The organism is Enterococcus sp. RTP21361st1_A6_RTP21361_211029, from assembly GCF_040910045.1.
GTDB lineage: Bacteria > Bacillota > Bacilli > Lactobacillales > Enterococcaceae > Enterococcus_D > Enterococcus_D gallinarum.
Genome location: NZ_JBDGBK010000031.1, coordinates 14,830 through 33,303, shown reverse-complemented (window position 1 = coordinate 33,303; position 18,474 = coordinate 14,830). Strand labels below are relative to the sequence as shown.

At 35.6% G+C, this 18,474-nt stretch carries 19 protein-coding genes; 2 read left to right on the top strand and 17 right to left on the bottom strand.

Annotated elements, in window-relative coordinates:
* Positions 1-96: 96 nt before the first annotated feature.
* Entirely contained in the window at positions 97-705 is a 609-nt protein-coding gene (locus AB5Z52_RS07680) for a superoxide dismutase (RefSeq protein ID WP_029486977.1), read from the bottom strand.
* A 75-nt stretch (positions 706-780) separates the two neighbouring features.
* Complete coding sequence (locus AB5Z52_RS07675) at positions 781-1,224, bottom strand: GtrA family protein (RefSeq protein WP_288551776.1); 444 nt, start codon at positions 1,222-1,224, stop codon at positions 781-783.
* 134 nt (positions 1,225-1,358) lie between these two features.
* Between AB5Z52_RS07675 and AB5Z52_RS07670 the strand changes: the two genes are divergently transcribed.
* Together AB5Z52_RS07670 and AB5Z52_RS07665 are read left to right on the top strand one after the other, a co-directional pair.
* Positions 1,359-2,168 (top strand): DUF1189 domain-containing protein, encoded by an 810-nt coding sequence (locus tag AB5Z52_RS07670; RefSeq protein WP_060814606.1) that lies wholly within the window; start codon positions 1,359-1,361, stop codon positions 2,166-2,168.
* An 80-nt stretch (positions 2,169-2,248) separates the two neighbouring features.
* Positions 2,249-3,199, top strand: coding sequence for a phosphoglycerate dehydrogenase (locus AB5Z52_RS07665; protein ID WP_288551775.1), 951 nt, complete (start codon positions 2,249-2,251; stop codon positions 3,197-3,199).
* A 34-nt stretch (positions 3,200-3,233) separates the two neighbouring features.
* On the opposite strand, the gene AB5Z52_RS07660 is transcribed toward AB5Z52_RS07665, so the two are convergent.
* The 15 genes from AB5Z52_RS07660 to AB5Z52_RS07590 all read right to left on the bottom strand — a co-directional run bounded on the left by AB5Z52_RS07660 (position 3,234) and on the right by AB5Z52_RS07590 (position 18,293).
* A complete protein-coding gene (locus AB5Z52_RS07660) occupies positions 3,234-4,166 on the bottom strand; it encodes a glycosyltransferase family 2 protein (protein WP_060814610.1) in 933 nt (310 codons plus the stop codon).
* 103 nt (positions 4,167-4,269) lie between these two features.
* On the bottom strand, positions 4,270-4,566 hold the full coding sequence (locus AB5Z52_RS07655; protein WP_029486982.1) for a HesB/YadR/YfhF family protein: 297 nt from the start codon (positions 4,564-4,566) through the stop codon (positions 4,270-4,272).
* A gap of 12 nt (positions 4,567-4,578) precedes the next feature.
* Positions 4,579-5,244, bottom strand: coding sequence for a TrkA family potassium uptake protein (locus tag AB5Z52_RS07650; RefSeq protein ID WP_003126939.1), 666 nt, complete (start codon positions 5,242-5,244; stop codon positions 4,579-4,581).
* Between the two features lie 90 nt (positions 5,245-5,334).
* A complete protein-coding gene (locus AB5Z52_RS07645; protein WP_003126938.1) occupies positions 5,335-5,964 on the bottom strand; it encodes a response regulator transcription factor in 630 nt (209 codons plus the stop codon).
* A 2-nt stretch (positions 5,965-5,966) separates the two neighbouring features.
* Positions 5,967-7,034 carry a sensor histidine kinase gene (locus AB5Z52_RS07640; RefSeq protein WP_288551774.1) on the bottom strand — a complete coding sequence of 356 codons (1,068 nt, stop codon included), beginning with the start codon at positions 7,032-7,034 and terminating at the stop codon, positions 5,967-5,969.
* A complete protein-coding gene (gene liaF / locus AB5Z52_RS07635; RefSeq protein WP_005472252.1) occupies positions 7,031-7,762 on the bottom strand; it encodes a cell wall-active antibiotics response protein LiaF in 732 nt (243 codons plus the stop codon). The genes AB5Z52_RS07640 and liaF overlap by 4 nt, the downstream gene beginning before the upstream one ends.
* Before the next feature lie 150 nt (positions 7,763-7,912).
* Positions 7,913-8,392 carry a transcription elongation factor GreA gene (gene greA / locus AB5Z52_RS07630; RefSeq protein WP_003126935.1) on the bottom strand — a complete coding sequence of 160 codons (480 nt, stop codon included), beginning with the start codon at positions 8,390-8,392 and terminating at the stop codon, positions 7,913-7,915.
* A 111-nt stretch (positions 8,393-8,503) separates the two neighbouring features.
* Positions 8,504-9,808 carry an endolytic transglycosylase MltG gene (mltG, locus tag AB5Z52_RS07625; RefSeq protein WP_288551778.1) on the bottom strand — a complete coding sequence of 435 codons (1,305 nt, stop codon included), beginning with the start codon at positions 9,806-9,808 and terminating at the stop codon, positions 8,504-8,506.
* A 137-nt stretch (positions 9,809-9,945) separates the two neighbouring features.
* Positions 9,946-12,282 (bottom strand): N-acetylmuramoyl-L-alanine amidase, encoded by a 2,337-nt coding sequence (locus AB5Z52_RS07620; RefSeq protein WP_257602747.1) that lies wholly within the window; start codon positions 12,280-12,282, stop codon positions 9,946-9,948.
* A 90-nt stretch (positions 12,283-12,372) separates the two neighbouring features.
* Complete coding sequence (locus AB5Z52_RS07615; protein ID WP_156247296.1) at positions 12,373-13,794, bottom strand: lipopolysaccharide biosynthesis protein; 1,422 nt, start codon at positions 13,792-13,794, stop codon at positions 12,373-12,375.
* Entirely contained in the window at positions 13,795-14,694 is a 900-nt protein-coding gene (locus tag AB5Z52_RS07610) for a glycosyltransferase (RefSeq protein WP_156247295.1), read from the bottom strand.
* 612 nt (positions 14,695-15,306) lie between these two features.
* On the bottom strand, positions 15,307-16,404 hold the full coding sequence (locus tag AB5Z52_RS07605) for a glycosyltransferase (RefSeq protein ID WP_288551772.1): 1,098 nt from the start codon (positions 16,402-16,404) through the stop codon (positions 15,307-15,309).
* The gene (locus AB5Z52_RS07600; RefSeq protein ID WP_156247293.1) at positions 16,401-16,757 is read right to left on the bottom strand and encodes a DUF2304 domain-containing protein; all 357 of its coding nucleotides are present in this window, start codon (positions 16,755-16,757) and stop codon (positions 16,401-16,403) included. Before AB5Z52_RS07600 ends, AB5Z52_RS07605 begins: the two co-directional genes overlap by 4 nt.
* Before the next feature lies 1 nt (position 16,758).
* Positions 16,759-17,484 carry a glycosyltransferase family 2 protein gene (locus AB5Z52_RS07595; protein ID WP_257602749.1) on the bottom strand — a complete coding sequence of 242 codons (726 nt, stop codon included), beginning with the start codon at positions 17,482-17,484 and terminating at the stop codon, positions 16,759-16,761.
* Positions 17,485-17,504: 20 nt separating this feature from the next.
* Positions 17,505-18,293 carry a glycosyltransferase gene (locus tag AB5Z52_RS07590; protein WP_156247292.1) on the bottom strand — a complete coding sequence of 263 codons (789 nt, stop codon included), beginning with the start codon at positions 18,291-18,293 and terminating at the stop codon, positions 17,505-17,507.
* Positions 18,294-18,474 lie beyond the last annotated feature (181 nt).

Below are 18,474 nucleotides of genomic sequence, written 5' to 3'. Positions count from 1 at the left end.
ATCTGAGCCAGAATGAGGTTCATTCTGACCCAGATTTGATTTTGTACAACCCATCAGTCCTTATTGACAAAGAGCCAAAGAATATTTCAAATTTGATTATTTTGCTTTCGCATAAAATTCATTTACTTTATCCCAATTAACAACACTCCAGAAAGCATTGATATAATCAGGGCGTACATTTTTGTATTTCAAATAGTAGGCATGTTCCCAAACATCTAAGCCTAAAACCGGCGTTTGACCATCCATTAATGGTGAATCTTGGTTCGCAGTGGAAGTGATCGCTAATTTACCATCTTTGATGACTAACCATGCCCAGCCAGAACCAAAGCGGCCAGTTGCTGCTGTTTTGAATTCTTCTTTGAAATCAGCAAAGCTGCCAAATGTTTCTTCGATGGCTTCTTTGATGGCTCCTGTTGGTTCACCACCAGCATTTGGTGCCAAGATTTCCCAGAAAAAGCTGTGATTTGCATGACCACCACCGTTATTACGGACAGCTGTTTTGATGTCTTCAGGAACCGAATCAAAATCAGCAAGTAATTCTTCAACTGATTTTTCGCCTAATTCAGGATGTTTTTCAATAGCTGCATTCAAATTTGTGACGTAAGTATTGTGATGCTTGTCATGATGCAAATGCATCGTTTCTTCATCAATGTAAGGTTCTAATGCATCGTAAGCATAAGGTAAATCTGGTAATGTGTAAGACATAAAAAATTCCTCCTCAGTGATAGTGATTACATAAGTAACATTATCAGATAAAAAGAGGTTCATCAAAACATATGCTTACTTTTTATCAACTTTTTTTGGTGCAAAAATCAGAAACTTGCTGAAAACATAGTTTGCTAGGACGACAACGATTTGTGTAACAAGCTTAGCGATAAAATCACCGGTTCCTACTACACTGATCAATAGATACATACAAGCCATATCCAATCCCAGCGAAAGGACTCTAAAGAAAAGAAACTTCCAAAAGGCAAGCCACGATTCTTTTTTTGTTTCACTTTTTGCTTCAAAGACCCAAATCTTATTCGTGAAGAATGCGAATAACACAGAAGCTGCCCAAGAGATCACATTGGCAATCATATAATGAAAATCAAAGATTTCTCTAAAGAGAAAATAAACAACTAAATTGACCAAAGTAGTTAATCCACCAAAAATTAAATACGTCAACGGCTCCCATATTTTTTTTTCTTGTAGTTTATTTTTCACATTTTTTAAACTTTCCATACTCGATCTCCAGTTCTTCTCATTAATCAGCAAAGAACACTTTATAGATAATCGGACTTTTCTGTCATAAGTCCTTGTGTTCTGTTGCTGCCTTCGTTACAATTATTTTTAGTTACATAAAAGGAGTTAAACAAATGACAATCATACAAATGCTAAAAAGTGCATTTATTCAAATCCCAAATCTCAAATATGTAAAAGACGCTGCTTTTTCAAAAGTGATTCTTTTTCTACTTGGAGCTACCGTTATTTTAGCCGTACCAATCACTTTGCAAGTCAATGATATCTTTCAGGATTTCCAGCGAGATAGTCAAAAGATTGCGCAAAAAATCCCCAATTTTTCGATTGAAAATGGTCAATTAGCAACGAATGGACAAGGAGAAGGATTTATCTATCAAACTGACTCTATCATTTTTACTTTCGACCCTGAAGGAAAGCGCAACGCTACTGATATTGCTTCTGATGCCACTGCAAATGTGTTGAGTGTGGGACTATTAAAAAAAGAAATTGTTGTCAGTTTCCCTGGAACAGGACTTTCCACATCATTCTTGGATACAAATCAATTAAAATTTTCTTATAATGAACCAGCATTTAAAAATTTAGATGGCAAAAAGATTCGGGAAACACTGAGCAGCAATCAAATTCCTTGGTGGCTACAACTTATTGTTTTCTTAGTAGCGCTCTACCCTACATTTTTAAATTTATTGATCACATTGATTATGGGTACATTTATTGCAACTATTTATACAAAACTAAAACTTTTTTCTTACAGCTTCTTTGAAAACCTTAAAATACTAATCGTTAGTGCTGCTTTACCAACAATTTTGAGTGTGCTGATCCAACTATTCATGCCAAATTTTGATGGGACAACATTTATCTTATTCGCAGCACTGTTTCTATTCACTCAAGGCGTCAAAGGTTCGCCTAAAATCCAATTAAAAAGCTAGTAACTATCCAACCATGCATAGATCTTTGCGCATGGTTTTTTCTTCGTTCTTTGATACACTAAAATAAAGGAGGAACAAATATGACTAAATATATTTTATCTAGCAGAGAATTTCGTGATGAATTTATCACACAAATTCATGAAATCAGTGATGAATATCAGTTTATCCACTATGATAAAGCAACTTCCATCGACTGGTCAAATGTCGCAATCACGATTGGCTGGAAAGAAGAATGGGCCGGAAAGTTACTGGCTAACGCTTCTCTTGAATGGGTCCAAACCATTTCAGCCGGTGTGGATACCCTACCTCTAGCACAGTTTGCCCAAAAGAACATCTTACTTTCTAATGGTAGCGGCATTCATGCACAATCGATCACTGATCATTTAATTGCTTTATTATTCATGGAATCCAGAGGAATTTTTACCGCCATCAAAAAACAGGCTGAGAGACAATGGCAGCCCCATGGTATTCCTTATTCATTATTATCTGATAAAGAAATACTGATCGCAGGTACAGGTAAAATTGGGCAGGCTTTAGCAAAGGCCTTAAATTTTTTTGGCACCCAACCTGTCGGCATCAATACAACGGGGCATGCCGTTGATGGTTTCAAGGAAACTTATCCACTTGAAGAGTTGATTGAACAAAGTCAGAAAGCTGATTGTGTGATCAATATCTTGCCATTGACACCTGAAACTACAAGAATCTATAATAGCCATTTTTTTAATAGTATGAAATCATCCGCTTCTTTTTATAATGTTGGGCGTGGACCTAGTGTAGATACTGTAGCGTTGACAGAAGCCGTTCGCCAAAAAGAAATCGCATTTGCGGCTCTTGATGTTTTTGAAGAAGAACCTTTACCCGCAAATGACCCGCTATGGACTCTGGAAAATGTGTTGATCACCCCGCATATTTCCGGGTTGACCCCACATTTTCAAAAAGCATTCATGGCCATCTTTATGGATAACTTCCGCAATTTTATCCACGAGAAAAAATTGGTTCGAAATCAAGTCGATGTAACAAAAGGGTATTAATCATCAACCAGCGCTGCTTTTTTATTCCCAAAAATTATTTTTGATCTTTTTCTGTCTCCTTTAAAATGTAAAGGGGACGTTTTTTTGTTTCCAGAAAAATTTTTCCAATATATTTCCCAATAATACCTAGACAAAGTAATTGCAAACCACCAACAAACAATACGATACAGACTAAAGAAGGCCAGCCTGAGGTAGGATCACCAAAAATAAAAGTACGAATAATTATAAATAATAGTGCAATTCCAGAAGCTAGACAAGACAACGCGCCAACAAAAGAAGCAATATTTAATGGTGTATCAGAAAAATTGACGATGCCATCAATCGAGTACTTGAACAAGCTCCAGAATGACCAAGAAGTTTCTCCAGCTACTCTTTCGCGATTTTCGTAGGCAATGTATTCTGTATCAAAGCCTACCCAACTAAAGATTCCTTTGGAAAATCGATTGTATTCAGAAAGTTCTAAAACTGCATCTACCATATTCCGACGCATTAAACGGAAATCCCGCGCCCCATTGACCAAATGAGCCTCACCAATTTTATTGATCAATGAATAAAAGGCTTCTGAGAAAAAACTACGAATTTTAGGCTCTCCTTTACGGTCGGCTCTGCGAGTACCAACACAATCCAATTGTTTCGCATTAAGCAGGTCAAACATCTGAGGTAAAAGGCTTGGAGGATCCTGCAAATCTGCATCCATAACCGTGACAAAATCTCCTTTTGCTGCTTTTAAGCCAGCATACAAGGCTGCTTCTTTTCCAAAATTACGTGAAAAAGAAAGATAGCGAACACTTTCTGGATGCTCTTGATGCAGCTTGCGCATCACTGCGAGTGTTTGATCGGATGACCCATCATTGACAAACAAGTATTCAAAAGGCATGCCTACCTGATCTTTTACTTTTTCAGTCTCTTCAAAAAAAAGTGGTAAGCTATTCTCTTCATTAAAGCAAGGTACGATAATTGATAACATGGTTTCATCTCCTAACGAACAAGTCTATGATTAAAGTTAGCGAAATGAAATCCACCAAGCTTCAGTCATAGACTCATACTGTTGCATTGTATCTTTATTTTAGTTAATTGTTTTCAGTAAAACTATATTTAGGTTCGTCTAGCTTTTCATCGTAGTCAACTTGCAGATCATACCCTTTGAAGAACCACTCGTCGGCCTCCTCAATAAAAAAAAGCATGTCTGAAACTGTCTTTTGAACGATAGGATTTTCAGGTTTATCTACCGACATTCCTACTGAAAAACCATCATGGATCTGAGTTTTCCCATAGATTTTGCCAAAAAAGCGAACGCCACTTCCTTGGTCGACTGTCAGTTCTTTTTTGAACCAATCAATTGCGGCTTCTGTAATAGTTATATTCATCATTTTTCACTCCTAATCATTCATATGTTCATCAAGAATATCCACATCATCCGTGTTCCCAATCACGAGTAGATTATCATTCTCACGCACGATCGAGTCAGCTGCGGGAGACACGATCACTTGTCCAGGTCCTCGACGAATAGCAACAACGGTCAATCCATATTTTTGACGAAAATTCAAATCAAGTAAGGACCTATTAAAGAAACGCGGATTTGAGACACGAATCTCCGCCAGCGAAAATTCATCTGAAAGCTCAATATAATCCAAGATATTTTTCGATACTAGATTGTGAGCGATACGAATCCCCATATCCCGTTCTGGGTGGACAACTCGATCAGCACCAAGCTTCTCAAGAACCCGAGCATGATATTCATTTTGCGCCTTTGCTAAAACGTTCGGTACCCCCATCTCTTTGACCATCAAAGTCACAAGAATACTTGCTTGGATATCTTCACCGATTGCTACGATCACATGGTCGAAATTACGAATTCCTAATGAGCGCAACGTCATTTCATCCTGTGCATTGCCCACCACCGCATGGGTAGCAATATTCATATACTCATTGACCCGATCCTCATTGCTGTCAATGGCTAATACTTCTTGTCCGGATTCTATCAATGTTCGACAAATACTACCGCCGAACCTTCCAAGACCAATAATCGCGTAATTCTGCTTCACATTAAACGCTCCTTTACCTTACAAATCCTACTCTAGTATATCAAAAACCTCCTCAACTGACTATGAGGAGGTACCCTTATGATGAGATTCTTATTTTGTCAAGCCATGCTTAAAGGCATAAATGGTTGCTTGTGTTCGATCTTCCACTTCTAGTTTCGACAATATATTTGATACATGAGTTTTAACTGTTTTGAGTGTAATAAACAACTCATCCGCGATCTCCTGATTACTTTTCCCTTCAGCAATCAAAAGCAGCACTTCTTTTTCTCGATTTGTCAGATCATCATGTAAAATCGGCGTACGATTTGTTAAACGATCCATCATTTTAGTCGTTACTTCCGGTTCCAACACCCGCTCGCCTCTTTGAGTCGCACGAATGGCATCGGCAATTTCATGGGCAGTGGATGTTTTTAACAAATAACCGGCCGCACCAGCTTCAATTGCAGGATATACTTTCTCGTCATCAATAAAACTAGTAACTATGATGATCTTTGCTTCCGGCCAATCTGCTAGAATGGCTTTGGTTGCCTCAATGCCATCCATTTCATCCATCACTAAATCCATCAAGATGACATCGGGACGTAAAGACAATGCCTTTTCGTAGCCGATTTTGCCGTTTTCAGCTTCTCCAATCACCTCTATATCTTCTTGAATGGATAAGTAGGAAGAAACCCCCAAACGTACCATTTCGTGGTCATCTACTAACAAAACGTTGATCATTTTTATGCCTCCTTAAGCAGCGGGATTTTTATTTCAATACTTGTTCCTTGATTTTTAAAACTGATAATCTTTAATGTGCCGCCAACGGCACTGATTCGCTCACGGATATTCATCAGTCCATAACTGCCAGCTTTTTGATTGTCGACATCGAATCCTACACCATCGTCGATCACGCGCAACAGCACGTTGTGTTCAATATGATTCAAGTAGACTTCAAGTTCATCCGCTTTGGCATGACGCAGTGTATTCGATAGTAATTCTTGAATCACTCGAAATAATTGGTCTTCTATAGAGCTTGGCATAGTAAACTCTTCAATATCCCATTTCAAGGATATCTTGATTTTTGTTTCCAATTCTTTTAATAATTGCTCGATTCCTTGTTTGAGGCTTTTTCCTTCCAGTGTGACCGGACGCAGATGTAACAATAACGCTCGCATCTCAGACTGTGAAGCATTGATGATGTCCGTTACCATAGCCAACTGCTTCTTTTGCATTTCTGGGGCATCGTCCCGGATGGCTTGTTCGTTCAATGCGGACATCATCATCATTGCGGCAAATAATTGTTGTGAAACTGAATCATGCAATTCTCGGGCCAAACGATGTCGTTCGGCTTCAAGGATTTCTTCTTTTGTACTGCCATCCACTAGCTGCGGCCGAGCATTTAATTGTTGAAGCTCACTTGACATATCTTTCATTTTGACCTGTAATTTCCTGATGTCTCGATCGACATCTTCAATCAACCGATTTTCTTGCGCATGAGGGATAGGTGTGTCAAGTAGTGGACTATCAATATCTCCATTTGAAAGCAATCGCAGCTTCTCTTCGATTGGCCCGTATTGGCGGTTTCTGAAAAGAGAAATCAATAGAAAGACAGCCAGGCCCACCATCAGCGAAACAATTAATAAATGAAAAATGATCGGTATAAAGAATAGTTTGATCTGAAAGACTTCTAGCAGCCAATTCTTCTTTCCACTAGCATAAAGATACGAAAAAAGAATCAAGATCATCATCAAAAAACTAGTGACCGCACTATAAAAAGCGATCATTCCTCGAGAAAATTTAGCAATCATACCCGAATCACCTCGATATCCCCAATCAAAGTGTTCGTTAAAATTTTTAGTCGGCGGGTGTTTTCTTCATAATCCGGACTGTAGATCGTAACTTTCTCATTCTTCAGACCTGTTGACTCGCCTTCGAAAATCACTGTACCGATAAAGGTGCTATGTTCCATTTTGATAGCAACTCCAGCAGGGACTAAAATTCTCGTGCGACCGAATCCTTTACGAACAATCACGATATTTTCTTTTTTCGGCAACAATGTATTTCCCAAGTCAATGATCGTATCTCCAGAAAAGATGTCGATATTGATATCATCCCATTCATAAACTTGATTACCGATCCGCTCATTGCCGATCCATTGTTGTTTCGTTTTATGAGGATGAAACTGCTTTGGTTCTTCTGTTTCTAAAATGATCATTTGTTTTTTGCGCCAAAACGTGTTTTTTGTAAAATCTACACCAGTGATTTCCACACCTTTCAATCCAATAAAAAGGATCGCAAAAATCAACATCAGCCACAAAGCCGGACTATTTAAAAGACTGATAAAGATGGCGATACCACCGGTAACCATCAAAAAATTATTAAAATTTGTTTTACGTTCTCTGCGAGAAACAAAGTAGATCGTCACAACACCTAAAATCAATAAAATCAATAACGGTGGATTCGATAAAATTTGCCAGACCGCAAATAGAAATAATAATGCTTCTACGACAAAGAAAAAACGCCAAGGGCTTTTCATGTAAGCTCCTCCTCCCAATGATTCTATTTTATCATAACGGATTCTTCGATGGCATACATCCGTCGCGAGTCCGAAAAAAGATCCTGATTGGTCCTTTTCTCTTTGAGAAAGTGATCATCAGGATCTTCTGCTTAGACTTTTACGAAAAAATCAGCTTTTTTTCACTTCTGTGATTTTCACCAGCATATCTCCGCCTGGTGTTGAAATTGTTACTTCATCATTGATTTTTTTACCAATCAATGCACGAGCGATCGGTGAATCGTTTGAGATTTTACCAGAAAATGGATCCGCTTCTGCACTCCCAACAATTGTATATTCTTCTTCATCTCCATCAGGTAATTCAATGAACGTGACGGTTTTTCCGATCGATACTTCATCATTGTCTACGCCTTCATTATCAATGATCTCAGCAAAACGGATCATATTTTCTAATGTGGTGATACGACCTTCTACAAAGGCTTGTTCATCTTTTGCGGATTCGTATTCAGAGTTCTCAGAAAGATCTCCAAAGCTGCGGGCAACTTTGATTCTTTCAATGATTTCTCCACGTTTGACTGTCTTTAATTCTTCTAATTCCTGCTCTAATTTTTCTTTTCCTTCTAATGTCATTGGGTATACTTTTTCTACCATTTTAATTTCTCCTTTTAACTTCGTATCAACTGCAAAAGGTAATCTTTTGCGAATAGTCCACAAAAGATTACCATGGTTTTTTTTAAATGTAAACTAATATCCTAATAAAAATTAATTCGAAGTATTGTTTACATATTTTTCAACTAAACGCATATGTTCATCATAGGTTTCAGCAAAATAGACTTCTTGCGTATTGATGTCTGCCACAAAATAATAGTAATTATTTGGTGTTGGTTCCAACACTGCTTTGATAGATTGCTCACTTGGATTATTGAATGGTCCTGGACCATATCCTGTGTTGACATACAAATTGTATGGTGAGTCTACTTGAGTATCTTCGTAAGTTACCAACTCTTTATGCTCGCCTAACGCATAGAGAATAGAAATATCTGACTGCAATGGCATATCCACTGCCAGACGGTTAAAGAAGACTTGGGCAATGTTCTTACGGTCATCTTCTTTACTACCTTCTTTTTCGACAAGAGAAGCCAAGGTCAACACTTCTTGCACTGTCATTTCTTTTTCTGCGATCTGATCGTAATATTTAGACATAACAGTATTTGTTTTATCGATCATTTGGGTCACAACTTCTTCTAAAGTGTTTCCTTTATAATAGTCATAAGTTGCCGGGAAGAGATATCCTTCTAACTTGTAGCGAACGCCTTTTGCTTTTGCTGCGCTATCCAACAACTCTGGATATGCTTCATGCATTTTATTAAAGAAGGTGTCATCTTTCATTAAAGCTAAGAAATCATCTTTCGAGATACTTGTTGCTTTAGCAAGCGCATCTCCGATTTGATCAATATCATACCCTTCAGGAATCGTCACTTTCGCATCTGATGTCACTGACCCTTCTCCTTGCTGTAACTGGGCACTAATTTCATCCAGAGTCATACTTGGAGAAAACTGATAATTACCAGCTTGGAAACCAGTCAGATTATTAAATTTCGTATAATAATTAAAGATCATACCACTTTTGATGATCTTATCTTTTTCTAAAATCTCGCCAATCATTTTATTTGATGATCCGCTTGGAATCTCAACAGCAACTTTTTCTGTTTTTTCTGGATCTAACGGCTGCAGACTTGTTGTCACGTAGCGGTAGGCAGAAAACCCTAAAATACCACCAACAAAAACTACTACGATGACTACAATCAACACAATTTTATTGACAATTTTATCTTCTTTACTTCGTTGTATTTTTCTGAAATCTTTTCCTGAAATTTTTTCATTTGTCTCAGCTTTTTTAGCGTTGCTATTGGGTTTAGTTCGTTGTTTTTTTCTATCTATCTGATGTTCAGATTTTCCTTTTTCTCGCCTTGAACCAACAGATTTATACTGAGAATGGACGGTATCCAGATTTATTTTTTCAGTTGGGACACTCTCTTTGGATTTATTTTTTTCTAATGATTTCATTACTTGATCCCGAACTGATTTTTCTGGATGTTGTTGTTTAGCCAAAACAACTCCTCCTTATTTAAACTTTTATAATGACTGTACAACATTATACATTAAAATAAGGAGGAAAGAAACGACATTCTTTTTTTAAAATTTTATAAATTTTCACCTGTTACGTTTGAGACTATGCTCTTAGCAATACTATCCAGGTTATTTCTAATTCTCATCACATCTGACGAATTCGTAATAAAACCCAACTCCAGTAGTCGATACTCAATATTTCTGGATCTAAACACATTTAAGTTTAGCAAATCATCACGATAACTTAGTCCACCACTTGAAGCAAATGAAGGGTTCAAACCAACAAATGATCTTATTGTTTTTCCTAAAGCTAAATTAACTGCATTGCTTCCATTGGGTCTCACAATCACATGTCCTCCGGTAGATTTTGTTCCACCCGCATCTAGATGAAATTCTGTAACAGATGCAATTGAATTACTTACTGTACGAGCTCCACCCAAAGCTTTTGTATCTGTATACATATCTCTATTTACATCATAAAAAACTATTCTACTTTCTTTTAACTTCTCTGCATATTTTTTTAAATAAGGTAATAGTTCTTTACGAGTAAATTCTCTTTCGTTTGTACCACTTCCTATTGCACCAGGATCAATGCCTCCATGTCCCATTACAAATAAATATTCTGCTTTTTCGATATACGGTTTTGAAGTATTTCCAGGAGCTGTTTGTCCTTTCGGTACTAGTTTAATTTCTATCGACTCCAGGCGCTTTGCCATTGAGCTTGTGCCAGAACGTTGATCATTTTTTGCCCAATCTAACCACCCATATGTTTGAGAGTGTACACGGTAATAAACATCATAAAGTAATGAAATATTTCCTGTTAACCTTATTTGAATGGCTTCAATACGCCTTGCTTCTCCAACTGTTCCAGCCATTCCTCCATCTGCTTGATAATCTTGCCACCCATAAGTCTGGACATGCGTGCGATACTCTATTCCACCACTTACCGGAGAGTTTTCTAAGCCCAAAGTTAGAGCTTCAAGGCGTTTTCCTTGTCCAACGGTACCAATGGTAGCTTCACCAGGATTAATTGTTGTTGACCAACCATAAGTTTGGATATGAGCTGATAGATTTATATTTGGTTTTCCAACGGTATCATAAGAAACAAAAGGCAATGATGTATCCCCTGGGGCAGCAGCTCCCTTAGGTATTAATTGAATTTCAATAGCTTCAACTCTCCTAGATAGAGAGACACTACCAGCCATCTGATCATTTTTCGCCCATCCTAGCCATCCGAAAGACTGAATATGAACCCGATAATAAATATCAAACAATTGAGATAAAGTCCCAGTTAATCTTATTTGAACAGCTTCAATTCGCTTTGCTTCATTTGTTGTTCCAGATAATTCTCCATTGGCTTGATAAGACTGCCATCCATGCGATTGAACATGAGTACGATATTCAATACCTCCATCATAGTAATTATTTTCTAAGCTAATTCTCATTGCTTCTAATCTTTTACTTTGATTCGTTACTCCTCCAGAAACTAGCCCTTGCGATTCAGAGCTAGTCCAACCAAAAGTTTGGATATGAGTATCTAATTTCATTGTAGGTATGGTCAGTCCTTCATTCGAAATATAAGGTTTATTAGTAGCTCCTGGTGCTTTTTCGCCTTTTAATACTAACTGGATTTGGATTGACTCAACACGTTTAGCAAATCCGGAACTTCCTGCTTCTGCTCCATTTTTGGCCCAGTCAAGCCATCCAAAGGTTTGTGAGTGAACTCGATAATAAATATCATATACTTCAGACAATTTACCTGTTAAATTAATTTTAACGGCTTCAAGACGTTTGCCTTCATTCTTTGTACCAGAAAATTCTCCGTCCTTCTTCTCCCCTAAACTCCACCCATAGGTCTGAACGTGAGTAGAATAAACAATGCTTCCTTCCAACTTAGTACTGTTTGGATCTACGGACAATTCCATACCTTCTAATCGTTTGGCCGATCCAGTGGTTCCGCCGGTGACGCTACTTGAAGGTGGAACAACTTCATCCCCGATCGATTGAATGTGAACTTTTAAATTTAAATTAGGTATTACTGGAGTAGATAAGACTTTTTTCGAATCAGTTTCGCTTTCTTTAGTAGATGAATCAACAGTTTGATTGCTAGTGGAAGTTGTAGCTGACTTACTCGGCATTGTTTCATTATTGCTCGAGTTAATAGTAGAAGTAGCTGATGATTCTTCACTAGATGACCATGAACTATCAGAAGTATTTTGAGAACTTGAGACGGTGTCAGAATTATCAGATAAAGAGCTTGTGGTCAAGTTGCTTTCCCCAGTATTTGACATCATCGCTGCTCTTCCAACATTTTCACTAGAACCGAGTGTTTCTGCAAACCCAGATATTTGCCCAACATTACCTAAAATCAACGTGAACACAAGAAAAAACCGAATAACTTTTGTTTTCATATCAGATTTAACTCCTTTTTTTAATAAAAACTATTACCTTTTAATAAAAGAGACTCAGAACCTTAATTATTATCTTAAATAAAAAATCTTTTAAAAAATAGACTTTATTTTTTTATATTCTCCTGTGATGACTAACGAGCCAAATAGAATAATTGCCCAAAGAACTCCCCTAATTAACAGAAGAAGAAAGAGATTCACATTCAACACAACAAGCATATTAAACATTAATAACACTATACTTAAAATTCCACTTATCACAATGGGAGTAATAAGCTCCTTCAAAACATCAAAAAGTGTTCCATCCAACACTTTATTCATTAAAATCCAGTAGGAAGTAAAAAAATTCAGGATATATGCTATACAAACAAATAAAGCAACATATGTAATTGATGAAAAGGTAACCCCTACGAGAGTAAATCCTAGAATTAGAAAAGTTGATAATATTCCCGTTTTCAATAATGTTTTAGAATGGTTTCTAGCCATAAAAATGCTTCCTGTTGCAGACGTCAGCATTTGAGCCCAAATACTAAAAGCTAAAATTGAAAAAGGAAGAATTGCATCATGCCAACGAGTTCCAAAAAGAAATAAGATTATTTCTTTAGAATTTATGACCATAAACACTGTCAAGGGAAAAGCTATTAGCCCTAACACATGAATGATTTTCAAAAATGTCTCTCGTATCAGTTTCACATCCTCTTGATGGTGAGACAAAACAGGTTGCAATACGGGAGAAATAATTCCTAAAAAAACAGTATTCGGCATAGTAATCATTTGATAACTTTTTTGATAGTTTGCCAATGAGGTTGGACCCAAAAACTTACCTATCAATAGATTATCAGAATTTCTAGAAAAATAATTTAATATAGTAAAGCCTAATTGGTTTCTTGCAAAAGTCCACAGTGTTTTTACCGGCTTAAAATCCATGCTTTTAGTATAACGAATTTTTACGATTGCAAAATTTGTAAATAAAGTAGCCATAGCGGGAACTGCGGTGCTTAATATCAATGCATATACACCCAAACCTGCAAAAGCTGCAACAATACCCACAATTGCTCCGAAAAGATTACAGAAAAGTAATCGTAGGTTCAGGGCGCGAAATCTCAATTCTTTATTTAAAATAGCTGTTGGGACAACATTCATTCCCTCCGATAAAACGATAATCGACATAAACCAAAATAATGGTTTATAAATAGGATTTCCGTATATAATTGCTACAACACTTCCAAAAAATCCAAAACCTAGCGCCAAGATCACTGCAAATAGAACCGTATAGTTAAAAACAATACCATAATCATTTTCATTCATTTTCTTATTTTGAATAATTGCAGGTCCTAAGCCAGCAGTAACAAACATTTGAAAAAAAACTAAAAACACTTGAACGTTCGCAACTACTCCAAATTCCTCAACCGGTATTAGTCTTGATAAAATAACATTTATTAATAACTGAATTAAAACGTTACTATATTGTCCTATTGCAGTAAATATCATTCCAGATTTAAACGCATTTCTCATCTAGTTACGCATCCTTTTCTTTAATTCATGAGTAGACAATGAAAAGATTTCCTTGACGAGGGCCAGATTTTTTTTTGCATATTTGATTTTAAAAAGATAAGATTTTTTACTATTATTATCGTAAAGCAAATCACTTGAAGCATCTTCTTTATGATAGATGCTCAAAGACGGTGCATATAACTGCCTAAAACCTAGCCGTTGGCAAATAATGGCTAGAAAATCTTCTTCAAAATAAAGAAATGTTTCCGGGTAAAATCCACTATACGATTTTAAATAGTTTTCAGTAAAAAATATCGCCGCACCATGTAAAGTTTCGTCATTAGGGTCCAAGATTTTTTCTTCGTTTATGACAGTTTCTTGCGTTATCTTACTTCTAGACAACTGAGTCGCTAATTTCTTGAGAACAGGATAGATATTGAATCTTAATGATAGTTCTAAAAATATCAGCTCGATCTTTTGTAAAAGCAAATCGTTTCTTTTCCTCAGCTTAACTTTAAGAGGATTTTGATTTTTCCCATCTCTACTCAAAATTTCCGGACCAATCATCCCGATATTTTTAGAATATGGTATCATTAGTAATTTCTCTAATAAATTTCTATCTTCAAATAAAGTATCTCCATTGATCACTAGAACTTTTACAATGCCACGCTCTTTAAAAATTTTTAGTCCAAAGTTATTTCCTTTTGCAAATCCAAGATTTTTTTCAGTACAATAGACAGTAACAATCTCAGAATGGGCATACTTCTCAGAAAGAACTTCGTAAGAATCGTTTGGCGAATCATTATCAATGATAATGATTTCAAAATTCTGGAATGTTTGATTTAGCAATGAATCAATGCACTCGATAGTATCTTGATAAGCTAAGTAATTAAGAATCAAAATTCCTATTTTTTCATCCATATGATTGATCCTACTTCCCGTTTAACTAGATATTTGTTCATTAGTTTTGCAATTACATTCTTTTTTTTATTCCTATCTTTGACATAAAATCCACTTTGAATGTTAAAAAATAAATTATACATATTAACTTTTATAAAAGAATTTTATATTGAATACATTTAACCAAAATAAAACCATTAGGCTTAGTGCTTGTTTGTAAAAGTGATGCTGCACTTCTGAATGATTTCTTTAAGAAATATTTCTGTAAGTTTATTTTTCTGGATGAAACTAATATATTTTTATCCATTAAACTCTTGAGTGTTGAGTTTCCAGTCGTTCTGTAATGATAACTTTATCTATCTACTAAAGAAATATTGAAAATTTTATCCATTAGTTCTAAAAAAAGATCTTCAACTATACGGGTTCGATAATTTCTGATTTTTTAAGTTCACTTTGATCCTTAGTAACCTTGCCGCTTTTAGTAATAGAGCGCACTAAATTTCTAGTATCCGACAAGCCATCATTTACGACGACATCTCAATATCTTAATATGTTTGTTTTTAAAGAATCGTACACAATCATATAAATACTCCTAAACACTTCAAACAGAAACTGTCATGCTAATTTTACAACTTAATATTTTGCACCTTTTAAATAATCAATTACTGGAGCAAATGTCTGTTCAAAACTAAAATGATTTTTTCCATAGTTAAAAATCATTTTGCTTAATTCTTCTTTTGTTGAATCATTAAGTAATTCATCATACCATTCAACTAAATCTGAAATATCAATTGGCGTATCATCACTTGGTACACGATAATAGAACGGCAAATTTCTACCATCTAGATCTGTTTTAACACCTGAAAGTATTGGTAACCCTTTGGCTAAGTATTCTTTCCCCTTTAAACTGCTGTTATACGTCACTCCCGAACGATGTCTTGCTAAAGAATCAATACCAATGTCGGCATTTTGATAAAACTCATCGAGCTCAGAAAAATCAACTCTTCCCATGAATTTCACTTTGTCTTCCAAATGAAACCGTGACACCATCTTTTCATAGTCTTTCAGTACCGGGCCGTCCCCTACAATAGTGAAAAATACATCGCGTTTTTCCCCAGTAGAATTATAGTATTTATCCATACCTAGAATTACACGATCATATCCGTGATAGAAGCAAAGCGCAGCAACGCCTAAAAGATGAAGAGATTGATCTTTTTTTTCTAATTGATTAATTGGGCGACTAAAATCATAAGCGTTAGAAAGATTAATACACGGAATACCAAAGATTTCTTCATCATCAGAAAATGTGATAACCCGGTCAATATATTTTTTTAGTTTTGGAGTCCAAATTTTTTCTTTTAGTTGAATGTCCCACTTCACTATTCCTTTAAATTCGTTGATATAAGGATATGTAGGAATTTCCAAAATAATTTTCATATGCGGATTTACTGTTTTTATTTCCTTTAACAGATCAATCACACTCTTATCTAATACAGCACTTTTTCTTAAGTAAACAAAATCATAGTTTGTCCAATCAATGCCTTTTTCTACAAAGTATTGTTTTGAAACAAAAGGAACTAGATTAAGAAACAAGTGACCAATATTTCGTTTAGGATTTATTTGGCGGCAAATCGTAAAGCCATGATTTTCAAATTCTTCAATTTGTCGAAATATTTTTTTCTCGATTCCACCAGCATGGGACAGGTCTTGGGAAAAATAGATGCCTCTCATTTTTTTCCTTCTTTCAATTCTCTTATTTCCTTTTTTAGAAAAGATAATTGCTGTGTCAATGTTTTAACCTGCCTTTGAGTCTTTATCAAAGTTATACTAGTTGTTAACGTGATAAATAAAAGAAATGCAGTTAAACTGTATAGTGCCAGTGAAGTTAGTGTGGTTATCCCCAAAAAGTGTGCAATTTTTGTTCCTACTTTTGGGAAAAATGCAGCGAGCAACATCACTATACCAAGGAAAAGCCACTTATTCATTTGACGTACTTCTGCGTGATCTTTCCGAATTAGGTAAATGGTCAATAAAAAAAATCCGATAGATAAAAAGATCGCAATTATTTGCAGCTGAAACGGCATTTTACGATTCCTCCTTTTTTATGAGCGATGCAATCAAAATAGACAGAGACACATTGACCATATAAGCAACAGAGTCAAATAAATTAATACTAGATTGTCCAGTGGCTCGTTCAAACATTCTTACTCCAACCTCTCTGACACGTATGTTTTTTGCAAGTAAATGCATGTAACTTTCTGGTTCTGGGTACTGACTTGGATATCTCTGTGCAAACTGCTTGATTACCTTCTTATTACCAGCACGAAACCCACTGGTGACATCTTTGATTTGAATTTTCGTTAACATAAAAATAAGACTTGACAATATCTTGATACCTAGCTGTCTTGCGCTAGTAGATTTAAATGTCGATTCGCTATCCTCTACAAATCTTGAACCTACAGTAAAGTCCGCTCTGTCTTTAATAATTGGTTCAATTAACAAAGGAATGCTTTCGATATCATGTTGTCCATCTCCATCATATTGAATTGCAACGTCATAATTTTTTTCGAGAGCATAAAGATACCCCGTCTGAACAGCTCCACCGATGCCAAGATTATTAACCAACTCCACATGATGAATTTCATTTTCTAATAGCACGATCTCCTCATTGTCTGTAGAGCCATCATTAATTACGATATAATCTAGATTATAAGGTGACTTTTTTCTATATTCTTCAACTTTGGTAACAACTTCTAGAATTCCTTCTTCTTCATTGTATGCTGGAATAATCAATAGTATTCTCGGATTCACGCTTTACACCCTTACTTTTCCTATAATTGATTGCTTTTTTGATTGTGAACGTAGAATTTCATTAAGATATTCGCGATACCTTTTCCCCAATATCGCTGATACATTTCAAATTCTTCAAGTTCTCTTGTTTTGTCAACTGTAGTGGCAGTTGTTTCTGAGCCTGCATGAATTCTATGCTGCATCTCTTTAAGTGGAATAAAACATATTTTTCCTTCAAGCTTCATGATTCTTTCCCATGCATCCCAGTCAACTGCCATCCGCATATTTTCGTTAAATTTGAATGTCTTTAACAAATCTAAATTATATGAAACAGCAGGACAACAAATAAAGTTTCCAAATGCATAAATTCTTCTTTGATACCACTTGATTGGTATCAGATCCATCATTTTTAGCCCAAAAGTTTTTATTTTGAGATTGACTGATCGCTTCCTAACCTTACCATCTCCATCAATTTCTTCATAATCGGTAAAAACAATGGTAGCAGTTTTATTTAATTCAAAAGTTTTAAGAATTTCTTCTCCATAATTTTTTAGATAAATATCGTCTTGATGAACGATCGTTGCGTATTTTGTCTGTACAAAACTTAGCGCATTATTCCAATCTCTCCCAATACTTCCACCTTCTTTAGTATATAGTGGAATTGAATATTTTTCCGCAAGATTTATTATATACTCGTTGGGCGTGCTTGTGTAAAGACCAATTTGAGAGACTTGTTTTTTCACACTAATTTGATTAATACAAGACTGAATACATTTTTCCAAAAATGGAGATTCCTTGTAAGCGCAAATAATAAATGTATGTGTAAGCATTTTTTTTCCTTTATACTAATTAGATTTTATATATTATAACCAATCTTAAAAAATTATACTCGACATTCTAACAATTCTCAACTGATAATCTGGAAACTTCTTTTTTCCTTTTACTAACTTAAGAAAAAAAATATATTCAACTTCTTCAAAAAAGTGAAATACTTAAAGTGTTTTTTTTACG